13 protein-coding genes are annotated in these 15,277 nt (G+C 63.2%); 4 read left to right on the plus strand and 9 right to left on the minus strand.

The annotated features are described in order from the left end of the window. The first annotated feature begins 33 nt into the window (after positions 1-33). Genes siaB through Q0894_RS02110 form a run of 3 tightly spaced genes read left to right on the plus strand, consistent with a single transcriptional unit; the run spans position 34 to position 1,764 of the window. Positions 34-567: a biofilm regulation protein kinase SiaB gene (gene siaB, locus Q0894_RS02100; RefSeq protein ID WP_299231038.1), complete on the plus strand. Its 534-nt coding sequence runs from the start codon at positions 34-36 to the stop codon at positions 565-567. Positions 568-580: 13 nt separating this feature from the next. Beyond that, positions 581-970: a biofilm regulation phosphoprotein SiaC gene (siaC, locus tag Q0894_RS02105; protein ID WP_299231039.1), complete on the plus strand. Its 390-nt coding sequence runs from the start codon at positions 581-583 to the stop codon at positions 968-970. Continuing rightward, positions 967-1,764, plus strand: a complete 798-nt coding sequence (locus Q0894_RS02110; RefSeq protein WP_299231041.1) for a diguanylate cyclase — start codon at positions 967-969, stop codon at positions 1,762-1,764. Before siaC ends, Q0894_RS02110 begins: the two co-directional genes overlap by 4 nt. An 86-nt stretch (positions 1,765-1,850) precedes the next feature. On the opposite strand, the gene sucD is transcribed toward Q0894_RS02110, so the two are convergent. From sucD to sdhC, 9 genes are all read right to left on the minus strand, one after another. Then, on the minus strand, positions 1,851-2,723 hold the full coding sequence (gene sucD, locus Q0894_RS02115; RefSeq protein WP_132041371.1) for a succinate--CoA ligase subunit alpha: 873 nt from the start codon (positions 2,721-2,723) through the stop codon (positions 1,851-1,853). Continuing rightward, positions 2,723-3,889 carry an ADP-forming succinate--CoA ligase subunit beta gene (sucC, locus tag Q0894_RS02120; RefSeq protein WP_132041370.1) on the minus strand — a complete coding sequence of 389 codons (1,167 nt, stop codon included), beginning with the start codon at positions 3,887-3,889 and terminating at the stop codon, positions 2,723-2,725. Before sucC ends, sucD begins: the two co-directional genes overlap by 1 nt. 137 nt (positions 3,890-4,026) lie before the next feature. Further along, positions 4,027-5,469 carry a dihydrolipoyl dehydrogenase gene (lpdA, locus tag Q0894_RS02125; RefSeq protein WP_299231042.1) on the minus strand — a complete coding sequence of 481 codons (1,443 nt, stop codon included), beginning with the start codon at positions 5,467-5,469 and terminating at the stop codon, positions 4,027-4,029. A gap of 63 nt (positions 5,470-5,532) precedes the next feature. Continuing rightward, a complete protein-coding gene (gene odhB / locus Q0894_RS02130) occupies positions 5,533-7,095 on the minus strand; it encodes a 2-oxoglutarate dehydrogenase complex dihydrolipoyllysine-residue succinyltransferase (RefSeq protein ID WP_299231043.1) in 1,563 nt (520 codons plus the stop codon). 42 nt (positions 7,096-7,137) lie between these two features. Then, positions 7,138-9,972, minus strand: a complete 2,835-nt coding sequence (locus tag Q0894_RS02135; RefSeq protein WP_299231046.1) for a 2-oxoglutarate dehydrogenase E1 component — start codon at positions 9,970-9,972, stop codon at positions 7,138-7,140. Between the two features lie 329 nt (positions 9,973-10,301). Further along, complete coding sequence (locus tag Q0894_RS02140) at positions 10,302-11,006, minus strand: succinate dehydrogenase iron-sulfur subunit (protein WP_299231048.1); 705 nt, start codon at positions 11,004-11,006, stop codon at positions 10,302-10,304. A gap of 26 nt (positions 11,007-11,032) precedes the next feature. Beyond that, positions 11,033-12,805, minus strand: coding sequence for a succinate dehydrogenase flavoprotein subunit (sdhA, locus tag Q0894_RS02145; RefSeq protein ID WP_132041365.1), 1,773 nt, complete (start codon positions 12,803-12,805; stop codon positions 11,033-11,035). Positions 12,806-12,808: 3 nt separating this feature from the next. Next, the gene (gene sdhD / locus Q0894_RS02150) at positions 12,809-13,156 is read right to left on the minus strand and encodes a succinate dehydrogenase, hydrophobic membrane anchor protein (protein ID WP_132041364.1); all 348 of its coding nucleotides are present in this window, start codon (positions 13,154-13,156) and stop codon (positions 12,809-12,811) included. Beyond that, complete coding sequence (gene sdhC / locus Q0894_RS02155) at positions 13,150-13,527, minus strand: succinate dehydrogenase, cytochrome b556 subunit (protein WP_299231051.1); 378 nt, start codon at positions 13,525-13,527, stop codon at positions 13,150-13,152. The genes sdhD and sdhC overlap by 7 nt, the downstream gene beginning before the upstream one ends. 449 nt (positions 13,528-13,976) lie before the next feature. On the opposite strand from sdhC, the gene gltA reads away from it, so the two are divergent. After that, positions 13,977-15,260 carry a citrate synthase gene (gene gltA / locus Q0894_RS02160; RefSeq protein ID WP_299231053.1) on the plus strand — a complete coding sequence of 428 codons (1,284 nt, stop codon included), beginning with the start codon at positions 13,977-13,979 and terminating at the stop codon, positions 15,258-15,260. Positions 15,261-15,277 lie beyond the last annotated feature (17 nt).

Raw genomic sequence — 15,277 nt, forward strand, 5'->3', positions numbered from 1 at the left:
AGCATTACCACCAACCTCATACGCGGAGAGGCCATGGACCTTCTGACCTTGCGTAACAACTATCTTCAGCAGCGCATCATGCTGTGCTTCAACGGCCCCATCTCACGCAGCCTGATCGAGGAGATCGGGCACGCGCTGCGCAACTACCTGAACCATCAGTCTGCGGCACCATCGGCGGCCATGGATGTCTTCGCCGTCTATATCGAGATGACCCAGAATATCCGTCACTATGCCACCCGCCGCGAATATGGCGAAGAGGAGGCAACCGCGACCATCGCCGTGGCGAGAGACAGCGAAGGCCGCTATCAGGTATCGGCAGGCAACCTGGTGGAAGACGCCGACGGCCAACACCTGGTCGAGGCCGTGGAGAGCCTGGCCCCACTGGATGCGGCGGCTCTCAAGCGTGCCTACAAGCAGCAGCTGCGACGCCCCCGCGACGAGTCGGCCGACAGCGGTGCGGGCCTGGGGCTGATCGACATGGCACGCAAGTCGACCCGCCCGCTGGTCGCGTCTCTGCAGCCACTATCCTCAGGCCGAAGCTTCTTCAGCCTGACGGCGACCATCTAAAGGGAGAGAGATCATGAACCAGGACCTGAACCTGGCGGGTAGCGTGTCCACCCCCGCCATCCAGAGTGACTGGCAGGAGGGACGCCTCTGCATGCAGGGAGACTCCTATCCGGAGAACTCCTATGAACTGTTCGGCCCGGTGATCGGCTGGGTCGAGGCCTATCTCGCCCAGGAGTCACGCCCTCTCGAACTCTGCCTCGAGCTGGTCTATCTCAACACCAGTTCGGTAAAGGTCATGATGGATATCTTCGACCTTCTCGAGGAGGCCTACCAGGAGGGGCGTCGGGTCGAGGTCGTGTGGCACTACGATGCCCGTAACGACCGCATCGCCGAGCTCGCCGAGGAGTTCAAGGAGGATTGCAGCTATCCCTTCGCCATTCGTGCCCTGGAAGTCTCCACGTGAGCCAACGCGAGCGGGAGCTGCTTGAGGAGGTGGCAGACCTGTTGGCGACGGAGGAGTACCGGGGCCACAGGCTGCATTCGGCGCTCCAGCGCCTCTATCGGCGCCACCTGGCACAACAGGAGCGGCTGGAACGGCTGGTCACCATCGCCGACGGTTTCCAGAAGGGGGCCCAGCAGGACCTTCAGGAGACGCGAGAGCAGCTGGAGCGCCAGCGCCGACGTCAGCACAAGCTGTCGTATATCGCCGACCGCTTCCAGGACCTGTTGCACGAGCGCAACCAGGCACTCAAGGATGTCTCGCGCCTGGACCCCCTGACCGGCCTGGCCAACCGACGCTGCCTGCATGAACGGCTGGAAGGTATGACCGCCGATGTGGCCCGCCAGCGCCGCACCGCCAGCCTGGTGATGCTGGACATCGATCACTTCAAGGTCATCAACGACCGCCATGGGCACGCCACCGGCGACCGGGTCCTTGTCACCCTGGCCAAGTATCTGGAGAGCTCGCTACGGCAACATGACCTCTGCGGGCGCTGGGGCGGCGAGGAGTTCCTGCTGGTGCTGCCGGATACGCCGAGTGACCATGCCCACCCCCTGGTGAGACGACTCACCGAGCAGCTGCGACGCCTCGGGCTGACAGCCGATGACGGGAACACCCCGGTCCTTATCACCGCCAGCGCCGGCATCGCCGAATGGCAGCCCGGCGAGGGGTATCAGACCGCCATCGAGCGTGCTGACCGGGCCCTACTGGCCGCCAAGCGCCAGGGGCGCGACCGCTGCTGCCTCGCCGAGGCATAGACTCCCCAGCCCCTCGCCATGAAAAGTGCCACAAAAAAAGGGCGCCCGAAGGCGCCCTTTTTACATCGCTTGCTGACGAGCCCGACTTACCAGCCGGTCACTTCCTTCAGCGCGTCGCCGATCTGAGCCAGGGAGCGCACGGTCTTGACACCGGCATCTTCCAGGGCGGCGAACTTCTCGTCCGCGGTACCCGTGCCACCGGAGATGATGGCACCGGCGTGGCCCATGCGCTTGCCGGGAGGCGCGGTGACGCCGGCAATGTAGGAGACCACCGGCTTGGAGACGTTGGCCTTGATGTAGGCGGCCGCCTCTTCCTCGGCGGTACCGCCGATCTCGCCGATCATCACGATCGCCTCGGTGGCCGGGTCCTTCTCGAACATCTCGAGGATGTCGATGAAGCTGGAGCCCGGGATCGGGTCGCCGCCGATGCCCACGCAGGTGGACTGGCCGAAGCCGTGATCGGTGGTCTGCTTGACCGCCTCGTAGGTCAGGGTGCCGGAACGCGACACGATGCCGACCCGACCGGGCTTGTGGATATGGCCCGGCATGATGCCGATCTTGGTCTCGCCGGGAGTAATAACGCCCGGGCAGTTGGGGCCGATCAGGCGCACGCCCAGCTCGTCACACTTGACCTTGACATCGAGCATGTCGAGGGTCGGGATGCCTTCGGTGATGCACACGATCAGCTTGATGCCGGCGTTGGCAGCCTCGAGGATCGAATCCTTGCAGAACGGGGCCGGCACGTAGATCACGCTGGCCTCGGCGCCGGTCTTCTCCACGGCTTCCTTGACGGTGTTGAACACCGGCAGACCGAGGTGCTCCTGGCCGCCCTTGCCCGGGGTCACGCCGCCGACCATCTGGGTACCGTAGGCGATGGCCTGCTCGGAGTGGAAGGTCCCCTGGCCACCGGTGAAGCCCTGGCAGATGACCTTGGTGCTCTTGTCGATCAGGATGCTCATTACTTGCCCTCCGCTGCCTTGACTACCTGCTGAGCCGCATCGGTGAGGCTCTCGGCAGCGATGATGTTGAGTCCGCTGGATGCCAGCTTCTCGGCGCCCAGTTCGGCGTTGGTACCTTCCAGACGCACCACGACCGGCACATTGACACCGACCTGCTCGACGGCACCGATGATGCCCTCGGCGATCATGTCGCAGCGCACGATACCGCCGAAGATGTTGACCAGCACGGCCTTGACGTTGTCGTCGGAGAGGATCAGCTTGAAGGCCTCGGCCACGCGCTCCTTGGTGGCGCCGCCGCCAACGTCAAGGAAGTTGGCCGGGCTGCCGCCGTGCAGGTTGACGATGTCCATGGTACCCATCGCCAGGCCGGCACCGTTGACCATGCAGCCGATATTGCCGTCGAGGGCCACGTAGTTGAGTTCCCACGCCGCGGCCTCGGCCTCACGCTCGTCCTCCTGGGAGGGGTCACGCATGGCCTGCAGGTCCGGATGGCGGTAGAGGGCGTTGCCGTCCAGGCCGATCTTGGCGTCGAGACAGTGCAGGTTGCCCTCGTCGGTGATCACCAGCGGGTTGATCTCGAGCAGCGCCAGATCCTTGTCGTGGAACATCTTGGAGAGGCCCAGGAAGATCTTGGTGAACTGCTTGACCTGGTCACCCTTCAGGCCCAGGGCAAAGGCCAGCTCACGCGCCTGGTAGGGCTGTGCACCCACCAGCGGATCGATCTCGGCCTTGAGAATCTTCTCGGGGGTCTCCTCGGCGACCTTCTCGATCTCGACACCGCCCTCGGTGGAGGCCATGAAGACCACGCGGCGGGTGCCACGGTCGACCACGGCGCCCAGATAGAGCTCGTCGGCGATATCGGTACAGGTCTCGACCAGGATCTTGGCGACCGGCTGACCATTGGCGTCGGTCTGGAAGGTCACCAGGTTCTTGCCCAGCCACTGCTCGGCGAAGGCCTTGGCCTCCTCCGCGCTCTTGACCAGCTTGACACCACCGGCCTTTCCGCGGCCGCCAGCGTGGACCTGGGCCTTGACAACCCACATGTCGCCGCCGATCTTCTTGCAGGCTTCCGCGGCTTCTTCGGGGGTATCCACGGCAAAGCCCTTGGACACCGGCAGACCATAGTCGGCAAACAGCTGCTTGCCTTGATACTCGTGAAGGTTCATCGATTCATGCCATTGGTTGCATGTGACTCGAACGGCGCCCCGGCTCGACCTCGGCGGTCTGACTCAGGAGGCACCACCGTCCCCTCCGATGCATCGCCGGAAGGGGCACGCCGCCCGGTGGGCGGCGCTTGTTATCCTTACTTCTTTTTCTTCTTGCGATTGGCCATGTGGATGGCATGGCCTTCCACGGCCAACGCGGCCTCATGCACCGCCTCCGACATGGTCGGGTGGGCATAGCAGGTCAGCGCCAGATCCTCGGCACTTGAACCGAACTCCAGGGCGATGACCCCCTGGGCAATCATCTCGCCGGCATGCTGGCCAACGATATGCACACCCAGCACACGGTCGGTCTCGGCATCGGCGATGATCTTGGCCTGGCCCTCGGTGGCATTGTTGGCCATGGCGCGCCCGCTGGCGGCAAACGGGAAGGCGCCCGTCTTGACCTCGATGCCCTTGGCCTTGGCATCCTGCTCGGTCATGCCGACCCAGGCCACCTCGGGGAAGGTGTAGATGACGTTGGGGATGGCGTCGTAGTTCATCTCGGCCTTATGGCCGGCGATGATGTCGGCCACCATGATGCCCTCTTCGGAGGCCTTGTGAGCCAGCATCGGGCCGCGCACGCAGTCACCGATGGCGTAGACGCTCGGCACGCTGGTGCGGCACTGGTCGTCGACCTGGATAAAGCCGCGCTCGTCGGTCTCCACGCCAACGCCGTCGCCAACCACGCCCTTGGTGTAGGGCTTGCGGCCGACGCAGACGATCAGCTTGTCGAAGGTCATCTCCTGGTCGTTGTCACCGTCGCTGTACTTGACGGTAACCTCGCCATCCTTGACCTCGGAGCCGGTGACGCGGGCGCCCAGCTTGATATCCAGCCCCTGCTTCTTGAGCAGCTTCTGGGTCTCCTTGGCGATGGCACCGTCGACCATCGGCAGGAAGCTGTCCATGGCCTCGAGCACGGTGACCTCGGAGCCCAGGCGGTTCCAGACGCTGCCCAGCTCGAGACCGATCACGCCGGCGCCGATCACACCCAGACGCTTTGGCGTCTCGGTGAACTCCAGGGCACCGGTGGAGTCGACGATGATGTCGTCGGTGAGCGGAGTCGGCGGGATCTCCACCGGCACGGAGCCAGCGGCGATGATGATGTTATCGGCCTCGTAGGTGGTGGCCTTGCCATCCTGGTCGGTCACCTCGACCTGCTTGCCACCGGTCACCTTGCCGGTTCCCTCGATACCGGTCACGCCATTGGCCTTGAACAGGCCGGCGATGCCACCGGTGAGGTTCTTCACGATCTTGTCCTTGCGGGCGATCATCTTCTCGACGTCCATCTGGACGTCGCTGGCCTGGATACCCAGATCATCGAAGTCGTGCTTGGCTTCGACGTACTTGTGGGAAGCCTCGAGCAGCGCCTTGGACGGGATGCAGCCCACGTTCAGGCAGGTGCCACCGAACACGACCTTGCCTTCCTTGCCGATCCACTTCTCGACACAGGCTGTCTTGAGGCCCATCTGGGCGGCACGAATGGCGGCCACGTAGCCACCGGGGCCCGCACCGATCACGATCACATCAAACTTGTCGGCCATATTGGCTCCTGTTGCATGTCTTGGGTTCAGGCGCCGCCGGGATCAGCCGGCGGCTCGTGCCGCTCAGATATCCAGCAGCAGGCGTGCCGGATCTTCCAGCAGCTCCTTGATGGTGACGAGGAACTGCACCGCGTCCTTGCCGTCGATCATGCGGTGATCGTAGGAGACCGCAAGGTACATCATCGGACGGATCTCGACCTTGCCGTTCACCGCCATGGGGCGTTCCTGGATCTTGTGCATGCCCAGAATCGCCGTCTGCGGGGGGTTGATGATCGGCGTGGACATCAGCGACCCGAAGATGCCGCCGTTGGTGATGGTGAAGGTACCACCCTGCATCTCGTCGATGCCGAGCTTGCCGTCACGCGCCCGCTTGCCGAAGTCGACGATACCCTTCTCGACATCGGCGATCTTCATGCTGTCGGTATCACGCAGTACCGGCACCACCAGGCCACGATCGGTGGAGACTGCCACGCCGATGTCCTGGTAGCCGTGATAGACGATGTCGGTACCGTCGATGGAGGCATTGACGTCAGGGAAGCGCTTGAGAGCCTCGCTGGCCGCCTTGACGAAGAAGCCCATGAAACCGAGCTTGACGTCGTGGGTCTTGACGAAGGTGTCCTTGTACTGGGCGCGCAGTTCCATCACCGCGCCCATGTCCACCTCGTTGTAGGTGGTCAGCATGGCGGCGGTCTGCTGGGCCTGAACCAGACGCTTGGCGATGGTCTGGCGCAGGCGGCTCATCGGCACACGCTTCTCGGGGCGCTCACCCTCGACGGCGGGCGCCGGAGCGGTAGCCTTGGTGGAACCGGTGGACGCCTTGGCGCTCTTGGCGGCAGAGCCCTCCTTGACGGCGCGCTGCACATCCTCCTTGAGGATGCGACCGCCCTTGCCGGTCCCCTCGATCTTGCTGACATCGAGGTCATGCTCGGCCACCAGCTTGCGCGCGGCCGGGGCCAGGATCTTGTCCCCCACCTGCTCGTCGCTGGCGCCATCATCGGCGGAGGCAGCCGGCTCGACATCGGCGGCCGTGTCCGCCTCACCGCCGGCGCCCTCGGCGAAGATGCCCAGCACCGCCTCGGACTCGACCTGACTGCCCTCCTCGGCCTTGATCTCGACGAGCGCGCCGTCGGCGGGCGCCACCACTTCCAGCACCACCTTGTCGGTCTCGATCTCGGCCAGCACCTCATCACGCTTGACCGCTTCACCGACCTGCTTGTTCCAGCTGGCCACGGTGCCTTCCTGGATCGACTCGGGGAAGGTCGGCGCCTTCACTTCATGCTTCTCGCCGCCGCCGGCAGCCGGCTTGTCGGCCTTGGCATCAGACGATTTCTCGGCCTTGGCGTCTTGCTTGTCACCGCTCTCTGCCGACGCCTTGCCGCCCTTGGCCTCGCCTTCACCGATGCGTCCCAGCACCTGCTCGGACTCCACGGTGTCACCCTCCTCGACCAGCGTCTCGGAGAGAACGCCCGCCTCGGGGGCCAGCACTTCGAGCACGACCTTGTCGGTCTCGATCTCGACGATCAGCTCGTCACGCTCGACGCTGTCACCCGGCTTCTTGTGCCAGGCAGCGACGCTGCCTTCGGCAACGGATTCCGGAAAGGTTGGGGCCTTGATCTCGGTAGCCATGTCGTATCCCTTGTAAGTTCTCTCTCGTCCCGGTGGGCGCCATTACAGATTGAAGGCGTCTTCCACCAGCTGGCGCTGCTGTTCGGTGTGCACGGACATGTAACCGGCCGCGGGTGCCGCCGATGCCGGACGACCGGCAAACTTGAGCTTGCCACCCAGACCGTCCTTGAGCATCTCCGCGACGGCACGCATATGGTGCTGACTCGGGTACCAGGCGCCCTGGTTGAGCGGCTCTTCCTGGCACCACACGATGTCGGTGACGTTGGTGTACGCCTTGATCGCCTCGAAGAGCTCCTCCTTGGGGAAGGGGTAGAGCTGCTCGACACGCAGGATGGCGACATCATCACGGGCATTCTCCTCCCGCCAGGCGGCCAGGTCATAGTAGACCTTGCCGGCACACAGGATGATGCGCTCGACCTTCTCGGCCTCCAGCTTGGCCTGGTCGGCCAGCACCATCTGGAACCCGCCATCGGCCAGCTCATCCAGGCTCGATGTCGCATCCTTGTGGCGCAGCAGGCTCTTGGGCGACATCACCACCAGCGGCTTCCTGACCTTGCGAATCACCTGACGGCGCAGCAGATGGAAGATCTGCGCCGGGGTGGTCGGCACACAGACCTGCATGTTGTGCTCTGCGCACAGCTGCAGAAAGCGCTCCAGGCGTGCCGAGGAGTGCTCGGGGCCCTGCCCCTCATAGCCATGGGGCAGCAGCATGGTCAGCCCGCACAGGCGGCCCCACTTGGTCTCGCCGGAGGAGATGAACTGGTCGACCACGACCTGGGCGCCGTTGAAGAAATCGCCGAACTGCGCCTCCCAGATCACCAGGTCGTTGGGCGCAGTGGTGGCATAGCCGTACTCGAAGGCCAGCACCGCCTCCTCGGAGAGGAAGGAGTCGTGGATGGTGAAGCGCGGCTGACCATCGGCCATGTACTGCAGCGGCACATAGGCGCTGCCATCCTTCTGGTTATGCACCACCGCATGGCGGTGAGAAAAGGTACCGCGTCCCACGTCCTGGCCGGTGATGCGTACCGGATGCCCCTGGTCGATCAGCGTGGCGTAGGCCAGGGTCTCGGCGAAGCCCCAGTTGAGGGCCAGGCCACCGGCCTGCATCTTGCGCCGGTCGGCGTAGATCTTGGCCACCTGGCGCTGTACCTCGATCCCATCGGGAATCTCGCACATCTTCGCCGCCAGGCGCTGCAGCTTCTTCATCGGGACCGAGGTGTCGGCGTAGCCCGTCCACTCGTGTCCCAGATAGGGCTTCCAGTCGACGAACAGTGATGTGTTGGGCTGTTGCACCAGAGCGTTGGCCACATGGTTGCCGGCGATCAAGTCCTCGCGATAGGTCTCGATCATGGCCTTGGCTTCTTCCTCGGTGAGGACGCCCTGGGCCACCAGTCGCTCTGCATAGATCGCCCGCGAGGAGGGGTGATCCTTGATCTTGCGATACATCATCGGCTGGGTGCCGCTGGGCTCGTCGGCCTCGTTGTGGCCACGGCGGCGGTAGCACACCAGATCGATCACGACGTCCTTCTTGAACTGCTGGCGATAATCCAGGGCCACCTGGGTCGCGTGCAGCACGGCGTCGGGGTCATCACCATTGACATGGAAGACCGGCGCCTGAACCATCTTGGCGATATCCGTGCAGTACTCCGTGGAACGCGAGTCCTCGGGATGCGAAGTGGTAAAGCCAATCTGGTTGTTGATGACGATATGTACCGTGCCGCCAGTCTTGTAGGCACGGGTCTGGGACATCTGGAAGGTCTCCATGACCACGCCCTGACCGGCGAACGAGGCATCACCATGGATGTTGATCGGCAGTACCTTGTTGCCATCGCTGTCGTCGCGTCGATCCTGACGGGCACGCACCGAGCCCACGACCACGGGAGCGACGATCTCGAGATGAGAGGGGTTGAAGCCCAGTGCCAGATGCACCTCGCCACCCGGCGTCATGACGTTTGAGCTGAACCCCTGGTGGTACTTGACGTCACCGGAGCCACGCTCGATCACCTTCTTGCCGTCGAACTCGTCGATCAGGTCGCCAGGGTTCTTGCCAAGGATGTTGACCAGCAGGTTGAGGCGCCCGCGGTGGGCCATGCCGATCACCACCTCCTTGATGCCATAGCCACCGCCACGCTGGATCAGCTCATCCATCATCGGAATGAAGGACTCCCCCCCCTCCAGACCGAAGCGCTTGGTCCCCGGATACTTGGAGGCCAGGTAGTTCTCCAGGCCTTCTGCGGCGGTCAACCTCTCCAGCACGTGCTGACGTACGTCGTTGCTGAAGGCGGGCGCACTGCGCACCGACTCGAAGCGCTGCTGCAGCCAACGCTTCTCCTCGGTATCGACGATGTGCATGATCTCGCAACCGATGGAGCGACAGTAGGTCTTCTCCAGGGCGTCGACGATCTCCTTGAGCGGTGCCTTGTCCATGCCCAGGAAGAACGAGCCGGTCTGGAACTCGGTATCGAGATCGGCCTTGGTCAGCTGGTGGAAGGAGAGGTCGAGGTCGGGGACCGGCTTCTCGCTGCGCAGCTTGAGGGGGTCGATATCAGCCTTCTGGTGACCGCGGAAGCGATAGGCGTTAATCAGCTGCAGAACCCTGACTTGCTTGCGGTTTTCCTCGCCATCGGCGGCAGCGGGCGCGAGTGCCGTACGGCGCTGCCTGGCCAGCTGATGGAACTGTTCGCGGACGGGGGTCAGGGGAACATCATGGTGGGGGCCGTCATCGGGGCGCGGCAGCTCGTCAAAGTACTGACGCCACTCGTCGGGAACGGCGGAGGGATCATCGAGGTACTGCTCGTATAGCGCTTCCACGTAGTGGACATTGCTGCCACTGACGTGCGAGGAGCGCCACATCAACTCCATTATGCCTTGTTGCATCTCTCGGTCACCCTGCACTGATGGGGTGTGATCGGCGTCACCGCGACGCGGCCACGGCGACATCGGTGGTGCCCTGCCGGCTGGGGCCCATGCGTTTCCGGCATCTCCGGCCACCATGGGCCGGAAACCTTGAATCTGTGGTTAGGGAACCTGTGGTTACTGAACCTATGGTCACTCGAACCTATGGTCACCCGAACCCATGGTCAAAAGCCGGCGCCCAGGGCACCGGCTTCCGACACTATGTCATCACCCGCTGCGACACAGGGTCACAGGGGGTGAGCTGCGGCATATGATAACAAGCCACGGAGCTCGATTTAAGTGCCATCGGCTCAGGTACTGTCGGCCAGCAGCATCTCGCGGATCTTGCCGATCGCGCGAGTGGGGTTGAGCCCCTTGGGACACACCGCCACACAGTTCATGATGCCGCGGCAGCGGAACACGCTGAACGGATCCTCGAGCTCGGACAGACGCTCGCGGGTGGCCGTGTCACGGGAGTCCACCAGGAAGCGATAGGACTGCAGCAGCCCCGCCGGCCCCACGAACTTGTCCGGGTTCCACCAGAACGACGGGCAGGAAGTGGAGCAGCAGGCGCACAGGATACACTCGTAGAGGCCGTCGAGCTTGTCGCGATCTTCCGGCGACTGCAGGCGCTCGATGGCCGGCGCCGGCTCATCGTTCTGGAGGTAAGGCTGGATGCGCTCGTACTGCTGATAGAACAGCCCCATGTCGACCACCAGGTCACGGATGACCGGCAGGCCCGGCAGCGGGCGCAGCACCAGCTTGTTGCCCTTCACCACCTCCGAGATCGGGGTAATGCAGGCCAGGCCGTTCTTGCCGTTCATGTTCATGCCATCGGAGCCACACACGCCTTCGCGGCAGCTGCGACGGTAGGCCAGGCCATTGTCCTGCTCCTTCATCATGTGCAGGACATCGAGCACCATGATGTCGCGGCCCTGGGTGTCGACCTGAAACTCCTGCATGTACGGCGCGGAGTCGGTCTCCGGGTTATAGCGGTAGATGGATACCTGAAGCATCGTGACTCACCCTCGTGTTAGCTGAATTAGTAGGTACGGACTTTCGGCTCGAAGGTGTCGACGGTCTTCGGCGCGAAGTTGACGTCGCGCTTGCCAATCGTCTTGTCGGCCGGGAAGTAGAGCGAGTGCTTCAGCCAGTTGACATCGTCACGATCCGGGTAGTCGTAGCGGGAGTGCGCGCCACGGCTCTCCTTGCGCTCCAGTGCCGCGATGGCGGTCGCCTCGGCAACTTCCATCAGGTTGTCGAGCTCGAGGGCCTCGACACGAGCGGTGTTGAAGGCGTTGGACTTGTCGGGCAGGTAGGCATTGTCGATACGCCCACGCAGCTCGGCCAGCTGCTTGACGCCCTTCTGCATGTTCTCCTCTTCGCGGAACACGCCGAAGGAGTTCTGCATGATGGCCTGCAGCTCACGCTTGAGCTCCGGCACGGTCTCGCCGCTCTCGGACTCGTTCCAGCGGGTGATGCGCTTCATCGCCGTCTCGATATCGGACTCGGAGGCATCGAGGTAGTCGATACCCTCGTTGAGCGCCCCTTCGATGAACATGCCGGCAGCGCGACCGAACACCACCAGGTCGAGCAGCGAGTTGCCACCCAGGCGGTTGGCCCCATGGACCGACACACAGGCCACTTCGCCGCAGGCGAACAGGCCGTTGACGATCTGGTCCTTGCCATCCTCACCACGCATGATGGCCTGGCCATGCACGTTGGTCGGCACGCCACCCATCATGTAGTGACAGGTCGGCACCACCGGGATCGGCTCCTTGGCCGGATCCACGTGGGCAAAGGTCTTGGAGAGCTCGACGATGCCGGGCAGACGCTTGCCGAGGACCTCCTCGCCCAGGTGATCCAGCTTGAGGTAGACGTGATCGCCGTTCTCGCCGCAGCCACGACCCTCGAGGATCTCCATGACCATGGAGCGGGCCACCACGTCGCGGCCGGCCAGGTCCTTGGCGTTGGGAGCGTAACGCTCCATGAAGCGCTCGCCATCCTTGTTGACCAGGTAGCCACCCTCACCACGGCAGCCTTCGGTCACCAGGGTACCCGCACCGTAGATACCGGTCGGGTGGAACTGCCACATCTCCATGTCCTGCATCGGGAAGCCGGCACGCAGCGCCATGCCGACGCCGTCACCGGTATTGATCAGGGCATTGGTGGTGGAGGCATAGATACGACCGGAACCGCCGGTCGCCAGGACGGTGGCCTTGGACTTGACGTGCACCACTTCGCCGGTCTCGATATCCATGGCGATGCAGCCCACCACGTCCCCATTGGCATTCTTGACCAGATCGACGGCGTACCACTCGTTGAGGAAGGTGGTATTGTTCTTCAGGTTGTTCTGATAAAGCGTGTGCAGCAGGGCGTGTCCGGTACGGTCGGCCGCGGCACAGGTACGCGCGGCCTGGCCGCCGGCACCGAAGTCCTTGGACTGACCGCCGAAGGGGCGCTGATAGATGCGGCCATTGTCGAAACGCGAGAACGGCAGACCCATGTGCTCGAGCTCGAAGACGGCCTTGGGGCCCTCGGAGCACATGTACTCGGCGGCATCCTGGTCGGCGATATAGTCGCCGCCCTTGACGGTGTCATACATGTGCCACCGCCAGTCGTCATTGGGGTCGGCCGATGCGATGGCACAGGTGATGCCGCCCTGGGCGGACACGGTGTGCGAGCGCGTCGGGAAGACCTTGGAGAGCACCGCGGTCTTCTTGCCGGACTTGGCCAGCTCGAGGGCGGCTCGCAGGCCGGCACCACCACCGCCGATGATGATCGCGTCGAAGGACAGGCTACGCATGTTGGACATGAATCAAGCTCCCCACAGAATCTGAATGCCCCAGACCAGGAAGGCGAAGATGGCCAGGATGACAAGAAGTTGAACGGTCAGGCGAGTGGCGGTCGACTTGAGGTAGTCGGTCGTCACGGTCCACAGCCCCACCCAGGCGTGGCCAGCCAGAGAGATGAAGGCCAGCAGCGAGAAGATGCGCATCCAGGTCTGGGCGAACAGGCCGCTCCAGGTCAGGTAGTCGAGATCCGGGTTGAACAGCAGATAGAGAACGATAAAGAGCGTGTAGGCCGCCAGGATAACGGCGGAGACCCGCTGGATCAGCCAGTCGGAGAGGCCACTGCGGCCAAGGTTCGTGATGTTGGTTACCATACCCAGACTCCCGCCAGAATGATCAGTACGGCGCTAGCCACCACGGTGATCTGCGCCTTCTTGTGGCCGCCCTCGAGGGTCACACCGATATCCATATCCATCACCAAATGCTTGATGCCGGCCACGAAGTGAAAGGCCAGAGCCGACAGCAGGCCCCAGGCGATCAGCTTGACCAGGAAGTTGCCGGCCAGCGCATCGCTTACCGCGGCAAAACCTGCCGGCGATGAGAGCGACTCACTCAGTGCCCAGAAGGCAAAGATGGTACCGATGAAGAGGATGACGCCGGTGATGCGGTGAGCGATCGACGTCAGGGCGGGTAGCGGAAACTGTATCGTGGACAGATCCAGATTTACGGGTCGTTTGCTATTCACGGCTCTCTACACACTCTCTATGGCCCACGCGGAAAGCTTCGGGTGGCTCCGGGCGGGCGGTGGTTTCGGGAAGGCATCGGCCGTTGCCGGGGGGCGGCAAGACCGGCTGTACCTGCCAGTCGCGCGGGGTGGATTATAGGGGCCCGTCCGTCCCATGACAAACCGGGAGCTCCCTGACTAGACCATGGTGCAAAGCCTGCTGCCCTCCCTTTTGTTCAGGTTTTATTGCGCCATTGGCGCCCCGCAGCCCATTATGGTGCTACGCACCAATTCCTCGACAACCCCTGGACAGGAGCAGAGCCCTCGCACATGCGGCAGCGCACCATTGACCAATTGACAATCGCTGGGACGCTTCTATAGTGGGCAAACCTTTTTCGCCGGCTCCCCCAGCGAAGATGTCGAAGAATGAATGACTTATCGCCCTAAACGAACTCGAGAGGAGGCCTTCCATGGCTGACAGGAAAGCGACGCTGACGGTTGACGGCCTGGACAAGACGATCGAACTGCCCGTCTATTCGGGTTCTCTAGGCCCCGACGTGATCGATGTCCGCGGACTCGGCGCCGAGGGTCTGTTCACCTATGACCCCGGCTTCATGGCCACCTCCTCGTGCCAGTCTGCCATTACCTACATCGATGGCGGCAAGGGTGTGCTGCTGCACCGTGGCTACCCGATCGACCAGCTGGCCAAGCAGTCCAACTTCGTCGAGCTGTGCTATCTGCTGCTGTTCGGGGAGCTGCCCGATGACGCCAAGTACGCGGACTTCGAGTCCCGCGTGCGCAACCACACCATGGTCCACGACCAGATCATCAATTTCTTCAAGGGCTTCCGCCGCGACGCCCATCCGATGTCGATCCTCTGCGGCGTGGTGGGTGGCCTGGCCGCCTTCTATCATGACCATATGGACATCAACGTCGAGCAGGATCGCACCATCAGCGCCATCCGCCTGATTGCCAAGATGCCGACCATCGCGGCAATGTCCTACAAGTACAACGTCGGCCAGCCGTTCAACTACCCGCGCAACGATCTGAACTATGCAGAGAACTTCCTCTACATGATGTTCAGCACTCCGTGCGAGGAATACAAGATCAACCCGGTCTATGCACGTGCCATGGACCGCATCTTCATGCTTCACGCCGACCACGAGCAGAACGCCTCCACCTCCACGGTGCGCCTGGCGGGCTCCACCGGTGCCAACCCCTTCGCTTGCATAAGCGCCGGTATCGCCGCGCTGTGGGGACCGGCCCACGGTGGCGCCAACGAGGCCGTGCTGAAGATGCTCGACGAGATCGGAGACGACTCCGAGGAGAACATCCAGCGCTTCATCGACAAGGCCAAGGACAAGGATGACCCGTTCAAGCTGATGGGCTTCGGCCACCGGGTCTATCGCAACTTCGACCCGCGCGCCAAGGTCATGAAGGAGACCTGCGACGAGGTTCTGGCGGAACTCGGCATCGACGATCCCCAGCTGAAGATCGCCAAGCGTCTTGAGCAGATCGCCCTGGAGGACGAGTACTTCGTCGAGCGTCAGCTCTACCCCAATGTCGACTTCTACTCCGGCATCATCCTCAAGGCGATGGGCATCCCCACCAACATGTTCACGGTGATCTTTGCGGTCTCCCGGACCATCGGCTGGATCTCCCACTGGAACGAGATGCTCAGCGACAGTTACAAGATCGGTCGCCCCCGCCAGCTCTACACCGGCCACGACCAGCGCGACTACCCTGGCAAGTAAGCCCGGTTACGCGCAAC

Source organism: uncultured Halomonas sp., assembly GCF_947501415.1.
Classification (GTDB): domain Bacteria; phylum Pseudomonadota; class Gammaproteobacteria; order Pseudomonadales; family Halomonadaceae; genus Halomonas.